Source organism: Qipengyuania citrea, from assembly GCF_009828015.1.
Taxonomy (GTDB): Bacteria; Pseudomonadota; Alphaproteobacteria; order Sphingomonadales; family Sphingomonadaceae; genus Qipengyuania; species Qipengyuania citrea.
Window position 1 is genome coordinate 222,597 of the sequence record NZ_WTYG01000001.1, and the last position, 26,336, is coordinate 248,932.

Genomic DNA, 26,336 nt, shown 5'->3' on the forward strand with positions numbered 1-26,336 from the left:
GCTCCGAAACCGCGAACCATTCGCAATTTTGGCTTGCTCCTACAGTTGCTAGAGGTGTTACCTAATGCCTCATGTCGAATAACGAAACATCGGATTGCGGCTGCACAGGCGATACGCAAAGAGCAGGCGCAGACCCCGCCTATCGCCGCGCCCTTTGGATCGTCGTATTGCTCAATCTGGGCTTTGGCGTTTTCGAGGCCTTCGGCGGGTTTCTGGCGGACAGCCAAGCGCTCAAGGCCGACGCTCTCGACTTCATCGGCGATGGATCGATCACGCTCATCGGCATCCTTGCTCTTGCGTGGACTGCCCGCACGCGCGCCCGGGTCGCGCTGGCACAGGGGCTGTTTCTGGGCGTACTAGGCCTCGGAGTGATCGGTCTGGCGGTCTGGCGATCGCTTAACGCGGTCGCGCCGGAAGCCGGCTTGATGGGCGGGATCGCCGTCGCAGCCTTGATAGTCAACATCGCGGCGGCGCTTGTGCTGATGCGGTTTCGCGAAGGCGACGCACATGTATCCGCGATCTGGCTGTTCAGCCGCAATGACGCGATCGCCAATGTCGGAGTGATCATCGCTGCTGCCCTGGTCGCCTGGACCGGGCAAGCCTGGCCCGATCTGCTGGTCGCAGCGGTGATCGCACTGATCTTCCTGCATTCGGCCTATCTTATTGTCCGGCGTGCCACCGAGGAACTTCGCGCGCAGCATGTTTCGGCTCTCGGAAAGGCCGCCTCCAAATGACGCTACGTGCTTTTGCGGTCCAATTGATCGCTTTCCTGTCGATCGCAGTCGCAATGCCCGCTTCTGCAGGCACGCATGACGCGGTTCAGACGACCTGGCGCCTGCTCGATTACATCGCCGTGGATTACACCGAAGCCGTTAGCGGCGGTGAAGTCACGAACGAGCTGGAGTATGCCGAAATGCAGGAATTTTCTGCCTCGGTAGCCGAACGCATGGCTGCCCTGCCCGCAAACGCGCACCGTGCCCAGCTGGTTGCGGAGGCAGAGGCTCTCGTCGAGTCAATCTCGACGAAGGTGGAGCCTGCTGTCGTCGCACGAGACGCGCGCAGATTGGCAAGCGAGCTGATCGCGGCGTTTCCCGTTCCGCTTGCTCCCGAGGCGGCACCCGACCTCGCGCGAGGTGCCGCGCTGTACGCCCAGAACTGCGCAAGCTGTCATGGCGTGAGCGGAGGAGGCGACGGCCCCGCGGCAGAGGGACTCGATCCCCCGCCAATCGCGTTCGACGACGTCGTCCGTGCCCGCGAGCGAAGCGCTTTCGCGCTCTACCAGGTCATTGGACAGGGTCTGGAGGGAACGGCCATGCCGGGCTTTTCCGATCTCGGGGCGGAAGATCGCTGGAGCCTGGCCTACTATTCAGGGTCGATCGCATTTGAGGATGTGGAGCGCGGCAGACGGATCTGGAACGACGATCCGGAAATCCGGGCGCGTATTCCTGACCTCGCCGCTCTATCCGGCCTTACGCCGGCAACCCTTGGCGAGGCGATCAGCACCGAGCGTGCCGATGCCGTTATGGCCTATTTGCGGGCTCATCCCGAAGCCATGGCGAGCGATACGACCGGCTCACTCGCTTTGGCACGCAAACGCTTGCAGCAAAGTCTTGCCGCTTACGAAGCGGGTAATGAGGCCGAAGCGCGCGAACTCGCACTCTCGGCCTATCTGGATGGCTTCGAACCATTGGAAGCCGTTTTAAGCACGCGCGATGCAGACCTGCTCGCATCTGTCGAAACCGGCATGGCGGAGCTTCGAGCGGCAATAGGTCGCGGGGATCCGCTGGCCGCCGTCGCCCAAAGGGTGAATGCGCTCGACGTTCTTTTCTACCGCGCCGAGACGGTCCTCGCCCCGGACAATGCCAGTGAGGCGTCGGCATTCGCAGGAGCCTTTGCGATCCTGTTGCGCGAAGGGCTCGAGGCATTGCTGATCGTGATCGCGATGATCGCGTTCCTGCGCAAGGCCGAGAGAACGGAAGTTCTGCCCTTCGTCCATGGCGGATGGCTGTCGGCCCTTGTCGCCGGTGGCCTGACTTGGGTGGCAGCGACTTACCTGATCGGCATAAGTGGAGCAGGCCGTGAACTCGTAGAGGGGTTCGGATCGCTTTTTGCCGCGCTCGTCCTGCTGTCGGTCGGTATTTGGATGCACGGCAAGTCGCAGGCCGGCGAATGGCAACGCTATATCCAGAAAACCATGCAGCACGCTCTCTCGCGCAGGTCCGCATGGTTTCTGTTCGGGCTGGCGTTTCTGGTGGTTTATCGGGAGGTCTTTGAAACGATTCTCTTCTTCGCGGCGCTCTGGACTCAGGGGCATGCCGACGCAATTCTCGGCGGCGCCGCCTCCGCAGTCGTGTTGCTCGGACTAATCGCCTGGGCGATGCTGCGCTACAGCCGCCGACTGCCGATCGGAACCTTCTTCGCGTACAGCTCGATCCTGATCGGCATTCTTGCCGTCGTTCTGGCCGGGAAGGGCATTTCGGGCCTCCAGGAAGCCGGTCTGCTGGGCATCACCCCGCTTCCGGACCTGCCCCGCGTTCCGATTCTGGGCATTGCACCAGCACTCGAGCCGGTGGCAGCGCAAATCCTCACACTCGCCCTGATCACGCTGGGTTATTGGCGCAACAGAACGAAAGGCCTGCAAGTGCGGACGCCGCAAGCCGAATCCGGCTAGCGGCGCTCCGGTCGCAGGAAAGCGATATGATCGACAGACGTTCCATTCTTGGCGGTGCGATGCTTGGCGCAGGTGCATTGGGGATAGCCGCATATGCCGGGCGCGACCTATTGATAGGCAAGAAAGCAACGCTTGCTTCGGGAACGGCACGCTCGCAACTTCTCATTCCTCCTCTTTATTCAGGCGAACGAGATAGTGGCGAGCGGGTTTTCGATCTCAATCTGCGCCACGGCGTCTCGCAATTTTTGACGGGCTCGAAACGCCGACCATCGGTATCAACCAATCCTATCTAGGCCCCACGCTTGAGATGTACGCGGGCGACACGGTGCGGATGAATGTCACGAGCGATCTGTCCGAAACGGCAACCGTCCACTGGCACGGTTTTCATCTGCCGGCGCGCGCCGATGGCGGACCGCATCAACCGATCGAGCCGGGAGGCAGCTGGACCGCGCGTTTCGATGTCCGCCAGCGCGCATCGATGTTCTGGTATCATTCGCATGCGCACCGCCGCTCGGGGCCGCAAGTCTATCAGGGTCTGGCCGGAATGATCTACGTCCGCGACAGCGCGAGCGAAGCGCTCGACCTTCCGAACGATTATGGCGTCGATGATATACCGCTGGTCGTTCAGGACCGCGCTTTCGCGAGCGATGGAAGCCTCATTTACTCCACACGTATGCACAATGTGATGATGGGGATGATGGGTGATACGATGCTGGTCAATGGCATCGTCGAACCCGTCTTTGAAGCAAAGTCTGATCGCCTTCGGCTGCGCCTGGTCAATGGCTCGAACGCACGCTTTTACCGTTTCGGGTTCGACGATGGCCGCAGCTTCCATCAGATCGGAACCGACGGCGGTTTGCTCGCCGCGCCGCTGCCAACCGACAATGTCGTTCTCGCTCCCGGCGAACGCGCGCAGGTAATCGTCGATGTCAGCGACGGAAGGCCGGTCTCGCTGGTTGCGGACGGCCTCGAAATCATGGGTATGGGAAATATGGGCCGGCGAATGAGAGGGTCCGGGCCCATGCGCGATTCCGACCGGCCGGTGGACAATTGGATGATGGGCGACCGAGGCGGCCGTGGCGGTATGATGGGCGAACGGGAGCGTCGCGATGGGATGATGGGCGAACGGGAGCGTCGCGATGGGATGATGGGCGGCATGATGGATGAAAGGCGTCGCTTTACCGTGCTGGACATCCGGCCGGCCGCAAGCCGCAGGCGGGCGATCGCTATGCCCCGCCAGCTCGCTACCTTGCCTCAGATCGATCCAGGCGACGCGGTCCGGACGCGCCGTTTCGTTCTCGATATGGGCATGGGAATGCGCATGATGCGTGGAGGCGGTTTTACCATCAACGGCAAATCGATGGACATGCAGCGTATCGACGAGACAGTGCGGGTCGATACCACCGAAATCTGGCAGGTCGAGAATGCCTCGATGATGGCGCATCCGTTCCACATTCACGATGTGCAGTTCCGTATCCTCGACCGGAACGGCCGGCCGCCTGATGCGGCGGAGCAGGGGCTAAAGGACACGGTCGTCGTCTATCCGGGCGAGACCGTGCGGCTCCTTTTGCGGTTCGAGGACTACACCGACCCGGATTTGCCTTACATGTATCACTGCCACATCCTCGAGCACGAAGATGCCGGCATGATGGGGCAATTCACCGTCACAGCCTGAATCATTAGCCGGGCAGAAGACCTGCCACCGACAGCCTCCAGGCCCTCACCAATGCGAGAACCAGGCAGCAGGAATTTGCCATGCCGCTCTCCTTGCAACGTTCGAGTCGCAATGACATATGCACCTTGTAGTAACTACAAGGTCAAGTGATGCGTATCGGCGAACTGGCGAAAGCAACCGGCACCAAGGCGGAAACCATCCGCTACTACGAGCGGGAAGGGATCCTGCCTGCAGCGGACCGAACAGACAGCAACTATCGTGACTATTCTGACGAACATCTCGCAACGTTGATTTTCGTGCGACGCGCCCGGGCGCTAGGGTTCACGATGGCCCAAGTGCGTGAACTGCTCGCCCTGTCTGACCACGAAGACAAACCATGCCGAGATGTGGACCAGCTCGTCCAGCGCCAGTTGGGCGAGGTCGCGCGCAAGATCGCCGATCTGACGTCATTGCAAGACGAACTCCAGCACATGCTGCGATCATGCCAGGCAGACCGCATTGGTGAATGCCGGATCGTCGAAAGTTTGGCGCGGCCATTGCGGTGATGGAGACGTCACGGAAGTCAATTTGCGGCGCACAGCGGACCCTACAATTGCAGCGGACGCGACGACACGGAGTGGGAAAGGGGGTATTATAGGATGTATAAATCGAGAGCATCCGTAGCCCGACTCACAGTATTAGCGGGTTAAATTCATCGTTCGAATCCCTCCGCCGGATTCGATTGCGCTGACAGCGAATTCTAGGCCGAGGCTCCGCACAAGGTTTGCTCATTGTCGATGGGTTACGACGACAATCATTCGCGCGAAGCCCGATACAGCTAGTCTACATCTTCAAGCAGGAGCGTAGACAGTGCATCCTCTGAATCATCGTGCACTAGGTGCCCATAATGCTTCTCGATCATGGCGACGCTCGTGCCCGATAACTGTGCAACGGTGAGTATAGGAAGGCGAGCGCGGATCAGGTCCGTAATGACGCTATGTCGAAGCGTATAAGCACAAACGGCAATTGGCAGATTGGCTGCTTTGGTCGCCTCTTTGATAGGGCGCTTCCATGAGTCCTTAGCCCAGGCCTTACCGCTCGATCGAACAAAGATGTAAGAGGCGGGTGGCTTTTGCTCGACTTGTTCGGCGAAGAAATCTGTCGTGTCTTTGGGCAGGGAAATCTGACGTGACCTATCATTCTTGTCTTTGCCAACGATCAAGGAACGGGTGCGCTGATCAAATTCGCGCGCAGTCAGAGCTGCGAGCGCACCGGGCCGAAGTGGCAACAAACATAGCCCCTTCACGAAAGGTCGCGCCTCATCGCTGACGGCATCGATCAGCCGCTTGCGCTCAACCCGGTCCAGATAGAGATCACGAGGCTTGCCGGCGCCCTTGAAGGGTTTTAACGCTTCTTGCCAAGCGGCATCACTGCCTGGTCTACCGGGCTCCAGCACTTGCCGTAGTGCTGCCCGCAACGGAACCATATCCCGGTTGACGGTCGACTTAGCTCGTTCCTTCCATCGCTTCTCTCCAGTTTTGCTCCGGCTGACCAGTGCGGGCGCCTGTTCCAGTCGCTTGCGCCAACTCCGCAAATGGTGTCGGCGCAGTTTTTCGAGCTTCACCTTGGCGATGGGATCGGAATAGACATGCCGTCGAAAAACGCCTTCGGCAATCGATCCGGGCTTTTGCTCCAGGTAAGCTTCGCAGGCATCCCTCACCGTCACCATGCTGCGGGCAAGTTCGCCGCCAGATTCGACGGTGGCAGCCCATACCTCTGCGTCAGCCTTCGCCTGTCTAAAAACATCATGACCTGACAAGGTGCCATAATCGCCGAGCCGCTTTCGCTTATTGCGATTATTATCCGCGTCATAAAACCTGGCGAACCACGTGCCGCCAGCCGTCTTCTTCGACGGCCGATAACCGAGGTAGACGCCTTGGCGTAGACGATGCCAATGCGGTTCATCGCCCGCTTTTGGTTTCAACTTTTCACGATCCCCGATGCGGCTCAAATCTGGCATTCGGAATCGCTATCCTAAAATCCATGAAAAAACCATGAAAAACTTGGGTGGACAGCGGCGAACACCGACGAGCTTCAAGCTTTGTTTTTATTGGATTTTACGCTTTTCGAAAACCGCAGATTTCCGTTATTCCCATCCTTCACACGGGTGGGGTCGCAAGTTCAATCCTTGCCGCGCCCACCATTTCCGCCAGACGCTATCGGATCGATCCCCGCCGCAAATCCGGCTCAGCCGTGCTGGCCCAGCGCTTCGCGTAGCGGTGCGAGCCATGGATCGTAGGGCTTCCAGGCGTCCTGCCCGCTGCGGTTGATCGGTCGCCGGACCTGTTCGCTGCTTGCCGTGCGTACTGCCCGGCGGGTCTTGTGGAACTCGAGACACTGCTCCTCGAACGGCAGGCCGAGGTAATCGAGCATCCGCCGGGTCTGGCCTTCGAGGTCATCGAGCACGTCTTCGTGCTGCACCCTCAGCACCTTTCCCGGCAGCACCGTGTCCCAGTGATCCATCAGATCGACATAATCGGCGTAATAGCGTCCGACCTCGGCGAGGCCGTAGGTGAACTCCTGCCCCTCGGCGAAGAGTTGCTTGAAGCCCGAGAAACAGCAGTCGAGCGGCGCGCGGCGCGCGTCGATGATCTTGGCATTGGGGAGGATCAGGTGGATCAGGCCGATGTGGCGGAAATTGTTCGGCATCTTGTCGATGAAGAACGGCGCGTTCTGCCGGTGAACCTGCGTATCCTCGATGAACTTCGCGCCAAAGGCAGCGAGCTGGTCGCTGCCGAGGTCGTGCAGGATTTCGGGATAGCGTGACTGGCCGGCCTTGCGCCCGCGCAGGCGGTGCGCCAGCGCTAGGATATTGGGCAGTTCCAGCGTACCGTCCACCTGGCTGTGACTGGCGAGGATCTGTTCGAGCAAGGTCGATCCCGCGCGTGGGAGACCCACAATGAAGATCGGATCGGGCGCATCGTGCCCGCTGCCGGCATGCCTGGCGAAGAGATCGGCAGTGCACAGCTCGCGCTGCTTCGCCAGCTCCGCAGTCATGGCGTCGGCGCTGTACCGGGTCTGCGCCCGTTTCAGCGCATTGCCGCGTTCGTAATGCGCGAAACTGTCGGCGTAGTCGGCACGATCTTCGAGCGCCTTGCCCAGCGCGAAAGACAGGTGGACGCGGTCCATGAAGGCAAGGTCGGGCCGCCCGGCCTGTTCGCGCATGCGCACGATTTCATCCTCGGTGAAGCGATAGGTCTTGAGGTTCGCCAGTGCGTACCACGCATCGCCATGGTCAGGCTTGCCAGCAATGGCGGCCTGATAGCTGGCCACCGCGTCTTCCTGCGCCCCGGTGGTCTTGAGCGCGTGGCCCTTGCTGGTGAGCGTCGCCGGATCGCCGGGTAGCTTGGCAAGAATGGCATCGAACAATTCGAAGGCCCGGTCGTAGTCGCTCGTCTGCATGCTTTCGATCGCCAGATGCGACTGGAACAGCGGGTTTTCGGGATCGCGCGCATGAAGGGCTTCGGCCTCGGTCCGCGCCTGAGCAAATTTCTGGCGGCGCCGCAGCGCGTCGATATAGTCGAGCCGGACCTGGATGTTGTCGGGCTCGAAAGCCCTGGCGCTGTCGAGCAGGAATTCGGCGTCATCGAGAATGCCCAGCTTGATGCCGATCTGGGCCAGCAATCGCATGCCTTCGACATTGCGCGGGTTGGCGCGCAGGAAATGGCGGCAGATCTCCTCCGCGCGCAGCAGTCGGCCCTCGTGAAGATGGTGCATCACCGCGACCAGTTCGCGCGGCAGGCGGGCGACACGCTCGGCCTGTGCGCGCGCCGCTTCGGCGGCGGTTGGGCGACCGGCCGCCTGTTCCAGCTCGGCCAGCGCGCGCCAGCTGGCTTCGAGCGCGGGATTGAACCGTGTGGCACGGCCGAAGGCCGCAATTGCAGCGGCCCTGTCGCCCTGCGCACGGGCGAGATGCCCTGCCTCCTGCCATGCGCGCCCGTATTCGGGCATCGCCGCGTGCAACGCCGCAAGGTGCCGTTCGGCCTCGACGAAGCGCTTGAGATAGCGCGCGGCGACGGCGGCCATGTAGAGCGCTTCGCTGTCGCCCGGATCCTCGTCCACCAGCGCGGCAGCGAGCGCCATTCCTTTCTCGAAGTAGCCTGCCTGCAGCGCCTTCTGCGCCTGCGCCAATCTGTCGTCGCGTGTCGTCATTGCCTGCGACCCTTACAAAGGAAAACGGCGGAGGCGAACCCGTGTTCGCCCCCGCCGTCCTGTTTCCCGGTGAACCGGATCAGTAGTCGTAGCCGACCCGGAAACCGACCGTCAGCGGACGGTTGGTGGTGATCCGCGCACGGTCGTTGACGTAATTGCCCGAGATCTGCGCGCGTTCGTCGAACAGATTGTCGCCGAAGACTTCGAACTTCCAGTTGTTCGACATGACGCCGGCAGCGAAATCCACGACGGTGTAGCTGTCGAGCTCGAGCTTGTTGATTTCGACCACATCGGTGAATTTCGACGCCGAATAGCTGACCTGCGGCTGGACATAGGCTTCCAGCGTATCGGACAGGTCCCATTCGTAGCGCACGCGCAAATTGCCCTGGAAGGACGGGGCGAATGCGAGGTCCGAACCCGCGACGACATCGTTGGTCGGGATCAGCACTTCGGTGATCTCGGTGTCGAGGATCGAGAATGCACCTGCAACGGTCAGACCCGGCGCCGAATAGGGCGCGAAGGTGAAGTCCGCTTCCACGCCCTTGATCTCTGCATCCGCGGCGTTGGCCGAGAAGAAGAGATTGGTGATCGAGGGGTCGAAGATGGTGGTCTGCAGCCGGCTGATGTCGACATAGAAGGCGCTGCCGTTGAAACGCACCTGACCATCGGCGAGATCGAGCTTCCAGCCCAGTTCGTAGTTCTTGACCTCGTCGGTCTCGAGTTCGAACGGGACGGTGAAGCCGGCACCATTGGTCGCGCCGCCCGGACGGTTGAGCAGGCCCGGACGGAAACCTTCCGAATAGGTCGCGTAGAACAGCAGGTCCTGCGTCGGGGTCACGGTAACCGTGCCCTTGTAGATGAACCCGTCGGTCTTCGCCGCATCGGGAGCGCGCACTGCGTTGAAGACCTGCTGCGCCTGCGTGGGGGTCAGGCCCGCAGCCTGGATATCGGCCAGGCTGTCGTTCAGGTCGAAGGTCTGGCGCAGCGAAGCGTCGCACGAACCGATGAAGGTGTATTCGCCGTCACCGTCGTACAGATCGTTGAGATCGGTACCGAAGGCGTTGGCATCGGTAGCCGCGCCGCTGTTGCAGAAGCTGCCGTTCGCGCTGCCTTCGAAATCGACTTCGATGTCGTAATACCGCGCGCCGAGCGTGACTGTCAGCAAGTCGGGTACGATGTCGAAGCTGGCTTCGCCGAAAATGCCGAACTGTTCATCGGTACGACGGATGTCGTTGCGGAAGATCGTGTCGGCCGGGAACGGACCCGGGGCGCTGGTGAAGCCGTCCTGCGGGAAGTTCGGCGCAAACGGGCCGAAGGGCTGCGCGAGGACATTGCCCGGATAAGCGAAGTCGTTGCGTTCCTGCAGTTCGAGATCCGAATAGAAACCGCCTGCGGTCACGCGCCAGCGGTTTTCCGCCGGCGTGCTGAAGCGCAGTTCCTGCGTGAACACGGTCGTCTTGCTGGCCGAGGTCACATAGAGATTGGGTGCCTGGCAGGTGCCGCTGGGATCGTTGCCGGCACCGGGATAGCTGACGCTGCCGTCGCAGATGTAATACGGCAGGTACTGGCCGACGAAGAGATAGTCGGAATAGTCGACGCGCTGTTCGGTCTCACGATCGGTGTAGGCGCCGGTATAGACGACATCGAGCATCGCCAGCCGGCCCTCGACCGTCCAGCTGGTGTTCGAGAAATCGTCTTCGAGGCGGTCTTCCTCGTAGCGCTGGATCTCGAGGTCATCGAGGCCGCCGAGTTCGGGATCGGCGAAGAACACGCCATCGCTTTCGACGCTCTGGCGCGAATGCGCGACCGTCACCGTCCAGTCGGGCGTGACTTCCCACAGCGCGGTCGCACGGAAGCCGGCATATTGCGTGTCGTTGAAATCGTCTTCGACCATGCCGGCGTTGTCGGCATTGATGAAGTTCACGTTCGATAGGTCGGCGCCGGCCTGGAAGCCGCCGCGCAGCGGGCTGACGGGCACGCCGTTCGAACGGACGGTCCCGGCCGGGCGGAAGCGCGCGCTTTCGCTGGCGTTGCGGGTGCCGGCGACATTGTCGATGTAACCGCCCTGGTCGTCGAGATAGAAGACCCCGCGCAGACCGAATGTGTCGGTGACCGGCACGTTGATCATCGCATCGGCCTTGTAGCTGGTTTCGCCGCCCTTGGTGAAGGACACGCCGGCATTCACGCCCGCATCGAAGCCGCCGAGATCGGGCTTGTTGGTGATCAGGCGAACGACGCCCGCCTGCGAACTGGCACCGAACAGCGTACCCTGCGGTCCCGACAGCACTTCGATCCGCGCAAGGTCGGCGGCATAGACGTCGAGGTTGCGGCCCGGCTGTGCGAGCGGCTGTTCGTCGAGATACATCGCGACGTTGGGCGCGAGGCCGGCGACACCGGCGGTGGTTAGATTGGGCGTGGTCGAGGCCAGGCCGCGGATGTAGATGGTGTTCTGGCCCGGCCCGCTGCCGCCTGCTGTCACGGTCGGCAGCTGTTCGAGGTAATCCTCGAAGGTGTCGATGGCGAGCTCTTCGAGCCCTTCTTCACCGATCGCCGAAACCGACACGGGAACATCCTGCAGGTCTTCGCTGCGCTTTTGCGCGGTCACGATGATGACGTTGACGCCGCCCTGCCGCTGTTCGGCTGCAGGAGCCACGTCCTGCGCGGCCACGGGCGCTGCGGTTGCGATAGCCAGCGCGCCAAGCGACGCGCCGCTGACGAGATATTTCATGTCGGGGATTCCCTCATTCTCGATTAATGCTCGGGTGCCGGCTCACAGACCAGGGTCCGGCTGGCAAAAAGACGGGCGCGAATTCACTGGGGAACCGTCGCCTCGGGAGCCAATAACAAGGCGAAGGAAAGGCGGCCACCGTCCAGCGGGCCGCTGCGCAAGATTAACCGCAGGGCTGTTGCATCAAAACAACATTCAAATCTTCGTCCCGCGTTACTTCCAGAACAGCCCATGTATGAAGCAAATATTCATTTTTTGGACTTGTTCTATTCAAATGCAGTTCTCACGGTACTATTGGATGACCAAGTGCCATTCAAATGACGGCCAGACTGCACTGCTGGGCCCCGCCAAGAAGGCGGCGCATTAGTGCGCGCGTTACTTGCCCTCGGCCGCTTCCGCGCATCCCTGGGCCGTGGTCGGCACGCCATGGTGCTTGCGGAACAGGTCGTAAATCACCGCCTTGAGGATCGCGACCCCCATGATGGCGACGACAAAGCTGAATGGCAGCGCCCCGATGATCATTGTTATGCGGATCGCATCGATGCCCCCGAGGATCAGCATGCTGCCGACGACGAAGGCCAGCGCCACACCCCAGAACAGGATGTGATGGTTGCGCTCGCTTTCGCTTTCCCCGGCCCCATTGATCGTGTTGACGATGAGGATCGCGCTGTCGGCGGAGGTGATGAGATAGGTCATCAACAGAAGGACGACGAGGCCCGACACGACTGCGGCGACAGCCGGATCGAGCAGGACGGCCAGCGTCGCGAAGAGCTGGTCCGACATCGCTGCATTGACGATGCTCCCCTGCGCGGCGCCGCTCAGTTCGAGATCGATCGCGGTTCCCCCGACCATGGCCATCCAGAAGAAACACATCAGCGACGGCACCAGCACCACGCCGAACACATACTCCCGGATGGTGCGCCCGCGCGAAATGCGCGCGATGAACATGCCGACGAAGGGGGCGAAGGCAATCCACCAGGCCCAGTAGAACACCGACCAGTCGAGCTGCCATTGCACCAGCGCATCCCCGAATTCGCCGCCTGCGTCGAACAGCGTCAGCGAGTTGGGCACCAGCGTGCGCAGGTAATCCCACACGCCCACGCCCAGCAACTTGAGGCCGCCGAACGCCGAGCCGACGATTGCGAACAGGGCAAGCAAGGCGAAAGACAGCCCCATATTTAGGTTCGAGAGCCATTTGATCCCGCGGCCCACGCCCGAAAGCGCGCTTATCGTCGAAGCCCCGACGAGAACCAGCAGCGACAGGATGACCGCCGCGATCGAGGAAGAACCGTCCGGATCCAGCAGCCAGTCGCCCACACCCAGCCGGGCGAGACCCATGACGAACTGCTCCACGCCGATCCCCATGGTAACCGCGACGCCCAGGATCGTCGCCACTACGGCCACGATATCGACCAGATGCCCCCAGACGCCCGACAGGCGCAGGCCGAACAGCGGCGCGAGCGCCGAACGGATCGTCAGCGGCAGATTGCGGCGATAGGCGACATAGCCAATCGCCAGGCCGACCAGCGCATAGGTGCCCCAGGCTGCAAAGCCCCAGTGGAGAAAGGTGTAGATATAGGCCGGACGCACCGCTTCGGCGGTCCGCGCGTCCACCAAGCCGCGGATGATGTCCGGATTGTTCGAGAAGTGCGCCAGCGGTTCGCCGGTCGAATAGGTGAGCATGCCGATGCCGATGCCCGCGCCGAACAGCATGGCAAACCAGGAGAAGCGACCGAACTCGGGCTTTTCACCCGGATTGCCTATCCGCAGCGTACCCGATTGAGGGAACAGCGCGAGCACGAAGCAGGTGAACATCAGGAAAGCGACGAGGTAAACGTACCAGCCGGAGAAGGTGGCGATGATGCTCGAATTGGCCGCAGACAGTGTTTCGCTGGCGCTGACCGGGAAGAAGATCGCCCACATGATCAGGAGGGAGACGATCACCTTCGACGGGATCGTGACCTCGCGGCTGAAGCCGTCGTAAAAGCCGCGCGACGCGGTCTTGATGGGTAAGTCTATCAGCGGAGGATCGATTGGGTGATCGGGCTCTGCTGGCATGTCGTCTCCTGCGCAAGCGCACCGGGGTGCGGCGCGATTTTGTCTGACTTTTTGGGGGGAATCCCTGGAGCGACCATAGAAAGGGTTCGGCGATATGCAAACCCGTTGTTCCCCTGATAGCAAAAGGGCTGCCCCTTCCGGGACAGCCCTTTTGCGCGCTTCGCTGCGACTTCGGCCTAGGCGGCCTTGGTCGCCGGAGCCGTCGAAGTCTTAGGCGGGGAAGCACTGTCGCTGCCCTCCTCGCGCTTGTCGAGGACGCGCTTGGCGACATAGCCGCCGACGCCCAGGGCCAGCATTGCGGGCAGGCTCATGCGCCGCAGGACTGTCGTGGCGACGACACCCAGTGCCGCGCCGCTGGCGCCGCCAATGCCGCCGGTCTGCTTGGCGAGCCTGTCGCCGACGAATGCTCCGATTACCTTGCCGATCATATTGTATCTCCTTTGCCAGACCAACGGCCCCGCACGCCCGCGGTTCCGCGATCGCAGGAGCTAGCTGGCGATGCCCCGGGTCAGCAACATGTTGGCCCGGCGCGCGATTTCTTCGAAGTCCGGATCGCCTTCGCGGCCCCAGATGACGTAGCGCAGGCCCAGGAAAACGTTCATGCCCATCACGGCCCAGGCCTCGGGCGTCCCCAGCCCCGGCGCGAACTCGCCGCTCTCACCGCCCAGCTTCAGGCGCTCTTCGATCCTCGAGCCGATGGTCTCGTAATGTGCGCGGTAGCTGTCCGGATCGACGAATTCGGCCTCGTCGATAATCCGGTAGATCTCCTTATGCTCGGCAGCGAACTCGAGAAAGGCGCGCAGTGCCACCCGCTCGATCTCCAGCGCCCCCATCGACGGGTCGAGCGCCTCGCGCGCAGCCTTCCCGACACCCGCGCTCATATCCGATACGAGCGCACGGAAGACCGCATCCTTGCTGTCGAAATAGGTATAGAAAGTGCCAAGGGCGACGCCGGCACTGCGGGTTATTCCGCTGATCGAGGCTTCGTGAAATCCCTTCTCGGCGAATTCGGTCGCAGCCGCATCGAGCAGTTTGCGCAAGGTCTTTCGGCCCCGCTCGGTACGCGGCGTCTTGTCGCCCTGGCTGTGCGTTGCGGCCACTGTTCGCCCCCTTCGAATAGATTGCTTGCCTAGCAAATCGCATCCTCCGCGCAACAACAAACTTGAAAGGTGGTTCAGGTTTCAGTATCAGCTTGCTGCATAAGACAATCGGGAGGGAGAAACCGAAATGCGTCCGACACAGATTCTTACCGCCAGCCTGCTGTGCGGTGCGGCGACCGCGGCGCTTGGCGCGGCCCCTGCGCAGGCTCAGTCCGCCGACACGGAGCCGCTGGAGGCTGCGCCGGCGACGGCTGCAGAGGATGTCATCATCGTCACCGCACGCCGGCGTGAGGAGCGACTGGTCGAGGTGCCGGTGGCGGTCACCGCGATCAGCGGCGAAGAGCTTTCACGGCGCGGCGCGCTGGACATCACCGATGTCGGGCAGAGCGTACCCAACGTCACGCTGGAGGCCAGCCGAGCCACCAATTCGACGCTGTCGGCCTTTATCCGCGGCATCGGCCAACAGGACCCCGTTTCGGGGTTCGAGCAGGGCGTCGGCATCTATCTCGACGACGTCTATCTCAACCGGCCGCAGGCCGCGGTGCTGGATATCTACGATGTCGAGCGCATCGAGGTGCTGCGCGGGCCGCAGGGCACGCTCTATGGCCGCAACACGATCGGCGGGGCCGTAAAATACGTCACGCGCCGCCTGCCGCAGGATCCCTCGGTGCGCGTTCGCGCTACCTATGGCACTTACGACCAGGCCGAAGGCGTGATCACCGCTTCGGCACCGATCAGCGACCTGGTCCGCGTCGGCGGCTCGGTTGCGCGGCTTTCGCGGGGCGGTTTCGGTGACAATCTCACCACGGGCCTCGAAAACTACAACAAGGATATCTGGGGCGGCCGTATGAGCCTGGAGGTGGGCGGCTATGGCGAACCTGCCTTCATCCGGATCCAGGGGGACTATACCAAGGACAGCAGCGATCCGCGTGGTGGCCACCGGTTGATCCCCGGGCTGGTATCCGGCGCGCCCGTGCTCGACAATGTCTTCGACACGCGCGGAGCGCTCAACGATCCCGAACAGGAAGTGGAATCCTACGGCTTGGCGATGCATGCCGAAGTCGAATTGAGCAGCGCGCTGACGCTGCGGTCGATATCCGCCTGGCGCAAGGACGACAGCTATTCGCCGATCGATTTCGATGCGCTTCCGGCGGTCGATCTCGATGTGCCCGGCGCTTACCTCAACGAGCAAATCAGCCAGGAATTCCAGCTGCTGTGGGACGATGGCGGCGCGTTCGCCGGCCTGCTCGGATTCTACTATCTCGACGCGAAGGCGGACACTCTGTTCGATGTCCGCATCTTCACCACTTTCGCCGGGCTGACCGCGTTCACACAGGCAAATGTCGACACCGAAACCTATGCCATCTTCGGCGATCTCACCTACGATCTGACCGATCAGCTCAGCCTGTCTCTCGGCGGTCGTTACACTTGGGATGAACGCAGCGCCGAAATCCTGCGGCAGAACTATCTCGGCGGCGGTTCGCCCGAATTCGGCGGCGCGGGTGTGCCCTTCGGAGCGGCGAGCACCGATTTTCAGGGTAGCCGGCAGTTCAAGAAATTCACCCCGCGGGCTTCGCTCAGTTTCATGCCGACGCCCGACCACAATATCTACGCCAGCTATTCGAAGGGCTTCAAGGGCGGCGGCTTCGACCCCCGCGGGGTCGGCACCAACGCCCCGGCGGCCACACCGGGCGCACCAACCGATGCGGAAGTCGCCGCCTTCCTCAGCTTCTCCCCCGAAGAGGTCGACAGCTACGAGATCGGCTACAAGGGCAATCTCGGCATTTTCAACATCGCTGCCGCAGCCTTCTATGCCGACTACACCGACGTACAGATTCCGGGTTCCGTCGCGTGCGAAGTGGGCGGCCTGCCCAGCTTCTGCGGCGTGGTGTCGAATGCCGGCAAGGCGACGTTCAAGGGGCTCGAACTGGAAGCCAGCGCCCGTTTCGGCGGCGGCTTCGGCCTTGCCGGTTCGCTGGGCTATATCGATGCGCAATACGACGAATACATCACCAATATCGGCAACACCCCGACCGATGTCGCCGCATTCCGCGTCGTCCAGAACACGCCAGAGGTAACCGGCAGCATCACGGCCAGCTACGATACGCCCGTGGGACCGGGCGATCTCTATCTGGGAACGACGCTGTCCTATCGCAGCAAGACCAGCCAGTTCGAAATCCCCAACCCCTATCTCGACCAAGGCGGCTACGCGCTGCTCGATGCGAGCATCGTCTACAGTGCCCCCGGCGATCGCTGGAGCGTGGGCGTTTACGGGAAGAACCTGCTCGACAAGGAATACAAGACCAGCGGCTACACCTTCGTTGCGACCGACCCGGTGACCGGCGACATAGTCAATGGCGCCAACGGTTTTCCCGTCCCGACGCTCGGGCCAGAAGGCACGCTGACGGCATTCTACGGCAACCCGCGGCAGGTCTTCGCCACGCTCACCTTCAGCTACTGAGCGACCGCAATTACAAGAGGGGCGGGGTCTGCGTACCCCGCCCCTTTCGCATGGCTATTTGGCGAGCCGCGTGCGTGCCGCCGCGGTGGGTGCGCCAACCGGTATGCCGAAGGTTTCGGTGTAATCGGCGAACCGTTCGTTCACCTCGTCTTCGCGCAGGCCGAACTCGGCGAGGCTGTAGCGATGCGGGTGCCGCTTGAGCCGGGCCGAACGGTCGAGATAGTCTTCCATCCCCGCGACCGCGGGTTCCATCTCGAGATCGAGGAAGCGGTAGACGCGCTCCATCGTGCCGCGCCAGTCGGTTTCCATGTCCTCGTACTGGACATCGATCATCCTTTCGCGCGGGATCGCGTCGCGCGCCGCGCGCATCCGGGCGATCATGGTCGCGGTCTTGCCCAGCCAGTCGTGGCCGGTCTGCGCGGGATCGTTGTGATCCGAATAGATAATGGTCTGGTTCCAGGCGAGCGAGGCAGCGCTGCCGACCACCTGCTTGGGATCGCGGTGGGTGAAGATCAGCCGTGCATCGGGGAAGACCTCGAGCAGTGCGGGCAGGTCGAGCATGTGCTGCGGGGTCTTGAGGATCCACGGGCGCAGCGAACTTTCCTGCTGCGACCAGCCGATCAGCCGCAGCAGGTTGGCCATGTGCCGATAGGCGGGAATGGCGCTCTCCTCGTGGCACCATTCGGCATAGGACGGCACATTCCACTGAGCTTCCCACTTCATGCCGTACATCGACGCGGCAACGAGGCCGAGTTCCTCCTCCGGCTCATAGGCGCCGGTCGGATGGATCGAGAGCGTGCGCGGATTGGCGAGCCGCGCGACCTTCAGAATGCGCGCGGCCAGCTTGGGCCGGAAATCCTCCGCCTCGCCGGCGAGCACCTGCTCGAACTCGGGCCGGGGCACCGGGCTGATCGTTTCGAAACTGCGGAGATGGGCAAAGCGCTGGTCGGCTGCGAGCAGGCGATGAAGCCGCGTGGTACCCGATCGCATCGGGCCGACGATAACCACCGGGTTCTTAAGCGGGCGGGCGAGGATTTCCGGGTGTCGCTTGAACCACATCTGCGTGTAGAGCCGGTCGCGCAGCACGTGGTGAAACATCTTCGTGGCGGAAAATTCGCCCGCCGCGTTGAGCTGCGCTTCGTGCTTCACGCTGTCGAGCAGCACCTCGAAGGGCTTTTCGAACCAGCGGTCGCCGAAATCGTTGAGCCCCGTGGCCGCTGCCGCTTCTTCCAGCAGGGCATCCTTGTCGAGGCGCGGAGGGCCGAACACCCCCAGCTTGCGTCCGCCCCGGATCACCCCGTCCGCAATATCGATAAAGCGCGTGCGGCGCGGCGGCTGGATCGGCTGGTCGTTCAAGCTGGCAGCCCTTTCAAGCTCTTCGATGTCCCCCTGAACGTCCGGGGCCTAATGCGGTGCCCGCAAAAGGACAAGGTCGCCCCGCGGGAAGTGGCTGGCCAAGCGGGAAGCGAAAAGGCATAGGCCGCGCCATGCACGACATCGCTTACATCCGCAGCAATCCGCAGGAATTCGACGCCGCCCTCGCCCGCCGCGGGGCCGAACCGGTGGCCGACCGCATCATCGCGCTCGACGCGCACAAGCGCGAGGCGACAACCAGGGTCCAGCAGGCGCAGAGCCGCCGCAACGAAGCGTCGAAAGCGATCGGCCAGGCAATGGGTCAGGGCAATAAGGACAAGGCCGAGGCGCTCAAGGCCGAAGTCGCCGAGATCAAGACCTCGATGCCCGAATGGGAAGAGGCCGAACGCGCTGCGGCGGCAGAGCTCGACCATCTGCTGGCGACTTTGCCAAACCTCCCCGCGGCCGATGTGCCCGACGGCGCGGACGAGAGCGACAATGTCGAAATCGCGCAATGGGGCGAGAAGCGCAGTTTCGATTTCGAACCCCGCGAACATGCCGATATCGGCCCCGCGCTGGGAATGGATTTCGAAACCGGCACCAAGCTGTCGGGCGCGCGCTTTACCTTCCTGCGCGGCGACATCGCACGCCTCCACCGCGCGCTGGCGCAGTTCATGCTCGACAAGCAGACGCGCGAGAACGGCTATACCGAATGCAACCCGCCCGTGCTGGTGGGTGACGAGGCGATGTACGGCACCGACAAGCTGCCCAAGTTCGCCGAGGACAGTTTCCGTACCACCGATGATCGCTGGCTGGTCCCGACCTCCGAAGTCCCGCTGACCTATTCGGTCGCAGGCGACATCCTGCCCGACCTCGCGCAGCCGATCCGGCTGACCGCGCATACGCTGTGCTTTCGCTCCGAAGCGGGATCGGCGGGCCGCGACACACGCGGCTTCATTCGCCAGCACCAGTTCGAAAAGGTCGAGATGGTCAGCATCTGCCTCCCCGAGGACAGCGATGCGGAGCATGAGCGCATGACCAAATGCGCCGAGGGTATCCTCGAAGCGCTGGAGCTGCCCTATCGCCGCATGCTGCTGTGCACGGGCGACATGGGCTTCGGCGCGCGCAAGACCTACGACCTCGAAGTCTGGCTGCCCGGCCAGGGTGCCTATCGCGAGATTTCCTCCTGCTCGAACACGGGCGATTTCCAGGCCCGCCGGATGAATGCGCGCTATCGCCCCGAGGGTGAGAAAAAGACCGCGTTCGTCCATACACTCAACGGTTCGGGCCTCGCGGTCGGCCGGACGCTGGTGGCGGTGATGGAAAACTACCAGCAGGCCGATGGCAGCGTCACCGTGCCCGAAGCGCTGGCCCCCTATATGGGCGGTGTCACCAAACTGGAGCCTGCAGCCTGATGCGTATCCTTCTGACCAATGACGACGGTATCCACGCCCCGGGCCTCGCGGTGCTCGAGAAAATCGCGCGGCAGTTCTCCGACGATATCTGGATCTGCGCGCCCGACGAGGAACAGTCGGGCATGGGCCATGCGCTCACCCTCACCCGCCCCGTGCGCCTGCGCAAACATGGCGAACGCCGTTTCTCGGTGACCGGCACGCCGACCGATGCAGTAACCATGGGCCTGCGCAAGGTGATCGAGGCGCAGCCCGACGTGATCCTGTCCGGCGTCAATCGCGGCGCGAACCTGGCCGACGACATTACCTATTCGGGCACGGTCTCGGCGGCGATCGAGGGTGCGTTGGCGGGGGTGCGCTCGATCGCGATGAGCCAGGTCTATACCAAGGAAACCCGCAACAGCCACTCCGCCTTCGCCGCTGCGACCGAATGGGGCGCCAAGGTACTGGGCCCGCTGCTCGACACGCCGCTGCCCAAGCGCACGCTGGTCAATGTGAACTTCCCCCCGATCGCGCCCGATGCGGTCAAGGGTATCCGCGCGGTGCGGCAGGGGTTCCACGACTATTCGCGCGGCACGGTCGTCGAAGGCCGCGACCCGCGCGGCTTCCAGTATTACTGGTTCGGGCTCGAGGCGATCGAACATACGCTCGACCATGGCACCGATCTCGAAGCGGTCGACGATGGCTATATCGCAGTGACCCCGCTCCAGCTCGACCTGACCCACCATTCGTCGCTGGGCGCGCTGGCAGCCCGGTACGAGAGCTGAGTGCACGCTATGCTATTGACCCTGCGGATTTCCGCGCGCACCTAGGCCGGGCATGAGGAGCGACAAACAGGTCGACCGGATCGCCGCAAGCACGCGGGTGCGGACTTATCGGGGGCCCCGTTTCCAGCCCCTTCGCCGTGCAGTGAAACTGCCCGTATGGGGCGATCTCGGCATTCGGCTGGGCGCGGCGCTATTCCTCATCTTCATCGTGATCATGGTCCATTGGTGGGACCGCGAAGGGCTGGTCGACAATCTCGACGGCGAGGTCAGCTTCCTCGACGTGGTCTATTTCACCATGATCTCGATCACCACCACGGGGTTCGGCGACATCGCCCCGATTTCGGATCGCGCACGGCTGGTCGAAGCAGTGATCGTGACACCGATCCGGTTTGCGGTGTTCTTCATTTTCGTCGGCACGGCCTATAACTTCATCATCAAGCGCAGCTGGGAGAAATGGCGGATGGCCCGCATCCAGGAACAGCTATCGGATCACATCGTGGTCCTCGGCTACGGCATCTCCGGCTCGGAAGCGGTCGGCGAGCTGATCGAACGCGGCACCGACCCGAGCTGCATCGTCGTGATCGACCCCAGCGAGGACCGGTTGCACGAGGCCGAAGCGCTCGGCTGCAACATCATGGCCGCGGACGCCACCCGCGACCAGACGCTGAAGGCGGTTCGCATCGCCAAGGCACAGAACGTGCTGGTGTCCGCAGGACGCGACGATACCACGATCCTGATCACGCTGACCGTGCGCGCGCTCGCGCCGCATGTTCCGATCAGCGCGGTGGTCCGCGCCGACGACAACGAATCGCTCGCGCGGCAGGCGGGCGCGAACAACGTCATCAACCCGGTCCGCTTTACCGGGCTGCTGCTTGCCGGCAGTGCCAAGGGCGAGCATATTGCCGACTACCTCGCCGATCTTGCCAGTGTGTCGGGGCGTGTCCAGCTGGTCGAGCGCGAGGTCACTGCGACCGAGTGCGGCAAGGCGATCGGCGAGCTGAACACGGGCGGGCGCGGCCTGCGCGTCTATCGCGACGGCAAGGCGCTGGGGTTCTGGGAAGCCGAATGCCAGAAACTGCAGACCGGCGACATCGTGGTAGAAATCGTGCCGACCACCAATGGCGAAACCAAGGGCGATGGCCACGACCGGGACGACCAGAGCGACGACTGAACCCTAGCGGAAGAGCAGGAACACCCCGCCCATCGCTGCCATCCCGACGATGAAATGGCCCGCGTCGATCAGGAAGTGGCGCAGCGTCTTGCGCAAGTAGAGGTAATTGATCCCCAGCGCCGGGGCCATGACCGTGGCGCCGAAGCCGATCGCCATCATCATCACGGCCCGGTCGCTTGCGCCGCTGCGCGCGATCCCGTGCCACAGCGTCAATGCTATCACCAGTTCGGCAAGGAAGGTCAGCCCGAAGATCAGCGGGAGATTGCCGCTGCGGATCTTTTCGTCGCTGAGGCCGGCAGCCTTTTGCCAGGCCTTGGCGAACAGCACCCCGTACCAGAGCGCGCCGACCGCGAAGAATGCGAGCGTCCCAAGCAGAACCGCCAACCAGTTGATTTCGCCCATGTCCCGTACCCCTCGCGCCTTTCGATGCGCAGGAAGCTAGCGTAAATCGCCTTACGCGTGTAGGGGCGCGCGCAATCATGAACACGACCACCACCGCAATCCCCGACCAGAAGAAGGTCGGCATGGTATCCCTCGGCTGTCCCAAGGCACTGGTCGACAGCGAGCGCATCCTCACGCGGTTGCGCGCCGACGGCTATGCGATGAGCGCCGATTATGCCGGGGCCGACGTGGTGCTGGTCAACACCTGCGGCTTCCTCGATTCCGCCAAGGAAGAGAGCCTGCAGGCGATCGGCGAGGCGATCGCGGAGAACGGCCGCGTCATCGTGACCGGCTGCATGGGCGAAGAAGCCGACGCGATCCGCGCCGCGCATCCGCAGGTGCTGGCAGTGACCGGCGCGCATCAGTACGAACAGGTGGTCGATGCAGTGCATACGCACGCCCCGCCCAGCCAGGGGCCCTATGTCGACCTGATCCCCCAGCCCGACATCAAGCTGACCCCGCGCCACTACAGCTACCTGAAGATTTCGGAGGGCTGCAACCATTCCTGCGCCTTCTGCATCATTCCCGACCTGCGCGGAAAGCTCGCCAGCCGCCGGATCGACGCGGTGCTGCGCGAAGCCGAGAAGCTGGTTGCGGCGGGGACGAAGGAACTGCTGGTCATCAGCCAGGACACCAGCGCCTACGGTGTCGATACGCGCCACGAGGAACGGCTGTGGAAGGGCCAGCCCGTCCGCGCGCATATGACCGACCTCGCCCGCGAACTGGGCCAGCTCGACATCGGCGGCGGCATCCCGCCGTGGGTGCGGCTGCACTATGTCTATCCCTATCCGCATGTCGATGCGGTGATACCGCTGATGGCCGAAGGGCTGCTGACGCCCTATCTCGACATTCCCTTCCAGCACGCGAGCCCCAAGGTGCTGCGCGCGATGCGGCGCCCCGCAAACGAAGCCAAGGTGCTCGAACGGCTGAAGGGCTGGCGCGAGATCTGTCCCGAGATCGCGATCCGCTCCAGCTTCGTGGTCGGCTTCCCCGGCGAGACCGAGGACGATTTCAAATATCTGCTCGACTGGCTCGAAGAGGCGCAGCTCGACCGGGTTGGCGCGTTCCGCTTCGAACCGGTCGAAGGCGCGCGGGCCAACACCCTGCCCGACCCGGTGCCCGAGGCTGTCAAGGAAGAGCGTTACGCAAGGGTAATGGAAGTTACCGAGCGGATCAGCGCTGCCAAGCTGGCCGCCAAGGTCGGGACGCGCATTCCCGTGATTATCGACGAAGTCGGCGAACCCGACGAGGATGGCGATATCGGGGCAACCGGCCGCAGCCAGGCGGACGCCCCCGAGATCGATGGCGCGGTCTATTTGCGCAACGTCCCGCAGAGCCTCGCGGCTGGCGATATTGCAACTGTCTCAATTGAGGACAGTGACGCGCACGACCTGTTCGGCGCGGTAGCCTGATAACGCGGCGGCGCCGCTAGACGCGCGTGCTTCTGCGCGGCGGCAAGCGCGGAAACCTTTCGGATTAAACGATAAGTTCGGCGCGCTCGGGCCGACGGCGGCTTATTGCCCCGCCAAGCGTTAACGGCGCTCGTTCGAGTTTCATTTACTTTCGCAACCGGCTGGCAAGCTGGCTTGCCGTGGTTTCGCGGCTGCGGCATCAAATCTTTCTTAAACCTAAGAGCGGCATAAGGGCGCTCAATGGGTAAAACACGCATCTCAAGACTGGCAGCGCCAGTGCTCGTCCGCGGACGATCGCTTTTCAGCGGTCGCCTGTTCGAGCGCTTGCGTCACGTCCTGTGGGCGGCGCTGATCAGTCTGGCGCTCTACGCTGTGTTTCTGCTCCAACCAATCGACCAGTTTTTATGGCTTTTCCAATCTCGCGTAGCGGACCGGAACCCAACTGGCGACGTTGTCTTCGTTTCTTCGAATGAAGCCCTGAACGATACCGACAACCCGCAGACGCGTTTTCGGGTCGCAGCAGCTTTGGACGAACTCGATCGCCAGGGCGTGGGGAAAGTCTTTCTCGACATTCCATTCTCCACTTCAGAAAACGCGGCCGCCGACGCTCGCTTGGCTCGAGCGATTGCAGATTTGGGTCCTCGGATATCCCTCGTCGATCGGATACTAGAGGGCCCGACCGGCGAGAGAATTCGTCGTACTACTTCACCGACAATCGCTGGCCCCGCGACCCGAGTAGTCTCTGACCAAACCGATCGCGACTGGTACGGTTTCGCATGGCGACTGCATTATGCGTATCAAAACGACGGGCGGGTAACGCGATCCCTTGGGGCCGCTATCGCAGGGGTGGAAGGCAACCCGAATGAAACATTCTCGGTGGACTACGGGTTCGCCGTCGATCGCATCCCCACGCTTCAACTCGATGAGCTGTCGGGTAACGCTAGAAGCCTATCAGAGCTCGCCGCAGAAGTTACTGGAAAAACTGTCGTAATCGGACACTCAGGCTTGGTGGCTGGTAGCCAGCAACCAATGCCCCGCAAGATGGATGCGGCCGTCAGTTACGTTGACATATACGCGGGCGAATCGCTTAAGGCAGGACATACCGGAAGCTTGAGAGGGCCTATCGTACTCTCTTTCTTCGCGGCACTTCTATTGATTTCAATAGTCTTTAGCCGAGCTCGGAGACAGCGCTGGGTCGCCTATTCCGCGACCGTGCTCGTTGCCCCGGCGCTTTTGTACGCGGCAGCGAAGATCGGCATTCGTCTCGAGCTTTCGTACGCGCTGACTTTTCTGGCGATCTATGCAGCTTTGCGCTCGAGAATGCGATGGAAACGTCGGGTCGAAATGGTCAATCAGGAAACCGGGCTGGCGAAGCTGCGCGCTTTGGAAGCCCGGCTCATTCGTGACTCGGTGACCAATGGCCACATCGTCATCGCCAAGATTCAGAACTACGAGCGCGTGCTTAAGACACTGAGGGCCGATGACAAGGGCAGCTACGTGCTCAAACTCGTCGATCGGCTGCGCGCTGCCGATAGCAATTTGGTCGTTTACAGCGACGGCCACCATCTCGGCTGGCATGTCGCAAACGATGACACCGATGCAGTGGTCGAGCACCTCGAAGGGCTTCGCGCCATATTTGCCGCCCCGATCCAGGTAGGTGGATTTTCCGTCGATGTCGGCATCACATTCGGCATCGCCGGTGTCGAAGGCGACCCTTCTGCCCGATTGGCGGCTGCGGTTGCTGCAGCAGAGGAAACCTCCGAAGCGCACAATCCGATTGCGATTGCCGAAACCGGTTCGCAAACCGACCTGCTGTGGGACATTTCGCTGCGGGCGCGCATCGACGATGCGATGGAAGCAGGCGAGATTTACTGCGTCTATCAGCCCAAGATCGACCTTCAGTCAAACGCAGTCGTCGGGGTGGAGGCACTGGTCCGCTGGCACGATCCGGCACGCGGCTTTATCTCGCCAATGCATTTCATTCAGCAGTGCGAAAAAGCCGGACGGATGGAACATCTCACGCGCTACGTGCTGCAGAGCGCATGTTCCGCCGGACAACTCCTGCATTTCCGCGGGCATATGATTTCCATGTCGGTCAATATTTCGGCCACCCTGCTCAGCGACATGCGAGTGGTCGGCCTCGTGCGAAATGTGCTGCAGGCCACCCGTTTCGATCCCTGTTTCCTGACATTGGAAATTACCGAGACCGCGCGTATTTCGGACCATGAAGTAGCTGCGACCATTCTCAACGAATTGCGCTCTATCGGCGTGCGGATCTCGATGGATGACTTTGGCGTTGGAGCCGCGAATTACGAAGCCTTTTACGAGTTGCCGTTCGACGAGATCAAGATCGACCGCATGTTCGTCGCGAATATTGCGAAGGATCCCAAGGCCCGCGCTATCGTGGCCAGTATCGCTGCCATGGGGCGCGGAGCCCGAATCACTGTCGTCGCCGAAGGGCTCGAGAACCCGCAGGATATCCCAATGCTACAGGAAGCCGGTTGCCAACAGGTTCAGGGGTTCGCGTTCTCGCGCCCCCTCTCATTATCCAATTTGCTTGAATATCAGGAGCTTGCCCCCGAGCAAACGTTATCAAACATAGTTTAGACTTTACAAACATACATGGTTAATGGCACTTAACTCTTGAGCAATCAGGAGTTGTGATCATGTGGAATATCTGGGAATGGCTGTTCGACGGTTGATCGAACACGACTAGAATTACGAAGGGCCCCTTTCCGGGGCCCTTTTTCGTGGTCGCGCCGCAGCGGCTTGCTCGTGGAAACGAAGCTCCCGGCAGCTCGTTGATTGATAATGCTGCCAATCCGCCCCTGTGCTTCGCTGTTCTGCCCTGGTGGAAACACTCGTACGATCTTTACTCTGAAGAATAGGAATGCAG

Annotated in this window: 19 protein-coding genes and 1 tRNA gene; 12 read left to right on the plus strand and 8 right to left on the minus strand. The window is 62.2% G+C overall.

All coding sequences use genetic code 11. The features are described from left to right. The first annotated feature begins 71 nt into the window (after window positions 1-71). The 5 genes from GRI55_RS01040 (at window position 72) to GRI55_RS01060 (ending at window position 4,891) form a co-directional block, all read left to right on the plus strand. Window positions 72-734, plus strand: a complete 663-nt coding sequence (locus tag GRI55_RS01040) for a cation transporter (protein ID WP_063506155.1) — start codon at window positions 72-74, stop codon at window positions 732-734. Beyond that, complete coding sequence (locus GRI55_RS01045; RefSeq protein WP_063506154.1) at window positions 731-2,671, plus strand: cytochrome c/FTR1 family iron permease; 1,941 nt, start codon at window positions 731-733, stop codon at window positions 2,669-2,671. The genes GRI55_RS01040 and GRI55_RS01045 overlap by 4 nt, the downstream gene beginning before the upstream one ends. A gap of 26 nt (window positions 2,672-2,697) precedes the next feature. Continuing rightward, window positions 2,698-2,964 (plus strand): hypothetical protein, encoded by a 267-nt coding sequence (locus GRI55_RS14940; RefSeq protein ID WP_160765905.1) that lies wholly within the window; start codon window positions 2,698-2,700, stop codon window positions 2,962-2,964. A 14-nt stretch (window positions 2,965-2,978) separates the two neighbouring features. After that, complete coding sequence (locus GRI55_RS01055; protein ID WP_160765906.1) at window positions 2,979-4,346, plus strand: multicopper oxidase family protein; 1,368 nt, start codon at window positions 2,979-2,981, stop codon at window positions 4,344-4,346. A 149-nt stretch (window positions 4,347-4,495) separates the two neighbouring features. Further along, a complete protein-coding gene (locus tag GRI55_RS01060) occupies window positions 4,496-4,891 on the plus strand; it encodes a MerR family transcriptional regulator (RefSeq protein ID WP_160765907.1) in 396 nt (131 codons plus the stop codon). 272 nt (window positions 4,892-5,163) lie between these two features. Here the strand turns inward: GRI55_RS01060 and GRI55_RS01065 are convergent, their stop codons facing one another. Continuing rightward, window positions 5,164-6,345 (minus strand): tyrosine-type recombinase/integrase, encoded by a 1,182-nt coding sequence (locus GRI55_RS01065; protein ID WP_160765908.1) that lies wholly within the window; start codon window positions 6,343-6,345, stop codon window positions 5,164-5,166. 45 nt (window positions 6,346-6,390) lie between these two features. Between GRI55_RS01065 and GRI55_RS01070 the strand changes: the two genes are divergently transcribed. Then, a tRNA-Val gene (locus tag GRI55_RS01070) sits at window positions 6,391-6,528 on the plus strand. A gap of 44 nt (window positions 6,529-6,572) precedes the next feature. Here GRI55_RS01070 and GRI55_RS01075 read toward each other — a convergent pair. The 5 genes from GRI55_RS01075 to GRI55_RS01095 all read right to left on the minus strand — a co-directional run bounded on the left by GRI55_RS01075 (window position 6,573) and on the right by GRI55_RS01095 (window position 14,423). After that, window positions 6,573-8,537, minus strand: coding sequence for a tetratricopeptide repeat-containing sulfotransferase family protein (locus GRI55_RS01075; protein WP_160765909.1), 1,965 nt, complete (start codon window positions 8,535-8,537; stop codon window positions 6,573-6,575). Between the two features lie 79 nt (window positions 8,538-8,616). Beyond that, the gene (locus tag GRI55_RS01080; RefSeq protein WP_063506867.1) at window positions 8,617-11,265 is read right to left on the minus strand and encodes a TonB-dependent receptor; all 2,649 of its coding nucleotides are present in this window, start codon (window positions 11,263-11,265) and stop codon (window positions 8,617-8,619) included. Window positions 11,266-11,640: 375 nt separating this feature from the next. Further along, window positions 11,641-13,323: a BCCT family transporter gene (locus GRI55_RS01085; RefSeq protein ID WP_050600858.1), complete on the minus strand. Its 1,683-nt coding sequence runs from the start codon at window positions 13,321-13,323 to the stop codon at window positions 11,641-11,643. Between the two features lie 176 nt (window positions 13,324-13,499). After that, window positions 13,500-13,751, minus strand: a complete 252-nt coding sequence (locus GRI55_RS01090; RefSeq protein ID WP_063506866.1) for a hypothetical protein — start codon at window positions 13,749-13,751, stop codon at window positions 13,500-13,502. 60 nt (window positions 13,752-13,811) lie between these two features. After that, window positions 13,812-14,423, minus strand: coding sequence for a TetR/AcrR family transcriptional regulator (locus GRI55_RS01095; RefSeq protein ID WP_156494010.1), 612 nt, complete (start codon window positions 14,421-14,423; stop codon window positions 13,812-13,814). A 127-nt stretch (window positions 14,424-14,550) separates the two neighbouring features. On the opposite strand from GRI55_RS01095, the gene GRI55_RS01100 reads away from it, so the two are divergent. Beyond that, the gene (locus GRI55_RS01100) at window positions 14,551-16,884 is read left to right on the plus strand and encodes a TonB-dependent receptor (RefSeq protein WP_160765910.1); all 2,334 of its coding nucleotides are present in this window, start codon (window positions 14,551-14,553) and stop codon (window positions 16,882-16,884) included. Between the two features lie 54 nt (window positions 16,885-16,938). Here GRI55_RS01100 and GRI55_RS01105 read toward each other — a convergent pair whose 3' ends face one another. Then, window positions 16,939-18,240, minus strand: a complete 1,302-nt coding sequence (locus GRI55_RS01105) for a sulfotransferase family protein (protein WP_202392310.1) — start codon at window positions 18,238-18,240, stop codon at window positions 16,939-16,941. Between the two features lie 131 nt (window positions 18,241-18,371). Here GRI55_RS01105 and serS point away from each other — a divergent pair, with 131 nt between their 5' ends. Genes serS through GRI55_RS01120 form a run of 3 tightly spaced genes read left to right on the plus strand, consistent with a single transcriptional unit; the run spans window position 18,372 to window position 21,587 of the window. Next, the gene (gene serS, locus GRI55_RS01110) at window positions 18,372-19,652 is read left to right on the plus strand and encodes a serine--tRNA ligase (RefSeq protein WP_160765911.1); all 1,281 of its coding nucleotides are present in this window, start codon (window positions 18,372-18,374) and stop codon (window positions 19,650-19,652) included. Beyond that, window positions 19,652-20,416 (plus strand): 5'/3'-nucleotidase SurE, encoded by a 765-nt coding sequence (gene surE, locus GRI55_RS01115; protein WP_160765912.1) that lies wholly within the window; start codon window positions 19,652-19,654, stop codon window positions 20,414-20,416. The genes serS and surE overlap by 1 nt, the downstream gene beginning before the upstream one ends. 52 nt (window positions 20,417-20,468) lie before the next feature. Next, window positions 20,469-21,587 carry a potassium channel family protein gene (locus GRI55_RS01120; protein WP_160765913.1) on the plus strand — a complete coding sequence of 373 codons (1,119 nt, stop codon included), beginning with the start codon at window positions 20,469-20,471 and terminating at the stop codon, window positions 21,585-21,587. A 3-nt stretch (window positions 21,588-21,590) separates the two neighbouring features. On the opposite strand, the gene GRI55_RS01125 is transcribed toward GRI55_RS01120, so the two are convergent. After that, a complete protein-coding gene (locus tag GRI55_RS01125; RefSeq protein ID WP_063511433.1) occupies window positions 21,591-21,989 on the minus strand; it encodes a DUF1761 domain-containing protein in 399 nt (132 codons plus the stop codon). 77 nt (window positions 21,990-22,066) lie between these two features. On the opposite strand from GRI55_RS01125, the gene rimO reads away from it, so the two are divergent. Together rimO and GRI55_RS01135 are read left to right on the plus strand one after the other, a co-directional pair. Beyond that, complete coding sequence (rimO, locus tag GRI55_RS01130) at window positions 22,067-23,440, plus strand: 30S ribosomal protein S12 methylthiotransferase RimO (protein ID WP_160765914.1); 1,374 nt, start codon at window positions 22,067-22,069, stop codon at window positions 23,438-23,440. A gap of 240 nt (window positions 23,441-23,680) precedes the next feature. Continuing rightward, window positions 23,681-26,047: an EAL domain-containing protein gene (locus tag GRI55_RS01135; protein WP_160765915.1), complete on the plus strand. Its 2,367-nt coding sequence runs from the start codon at window positions 23,681-23,683 to the stop codon at window positions 26,045-26,047. The last annotated feature ends 289 nt before the right edge of the window (window positions 26,048-26,336 follow it).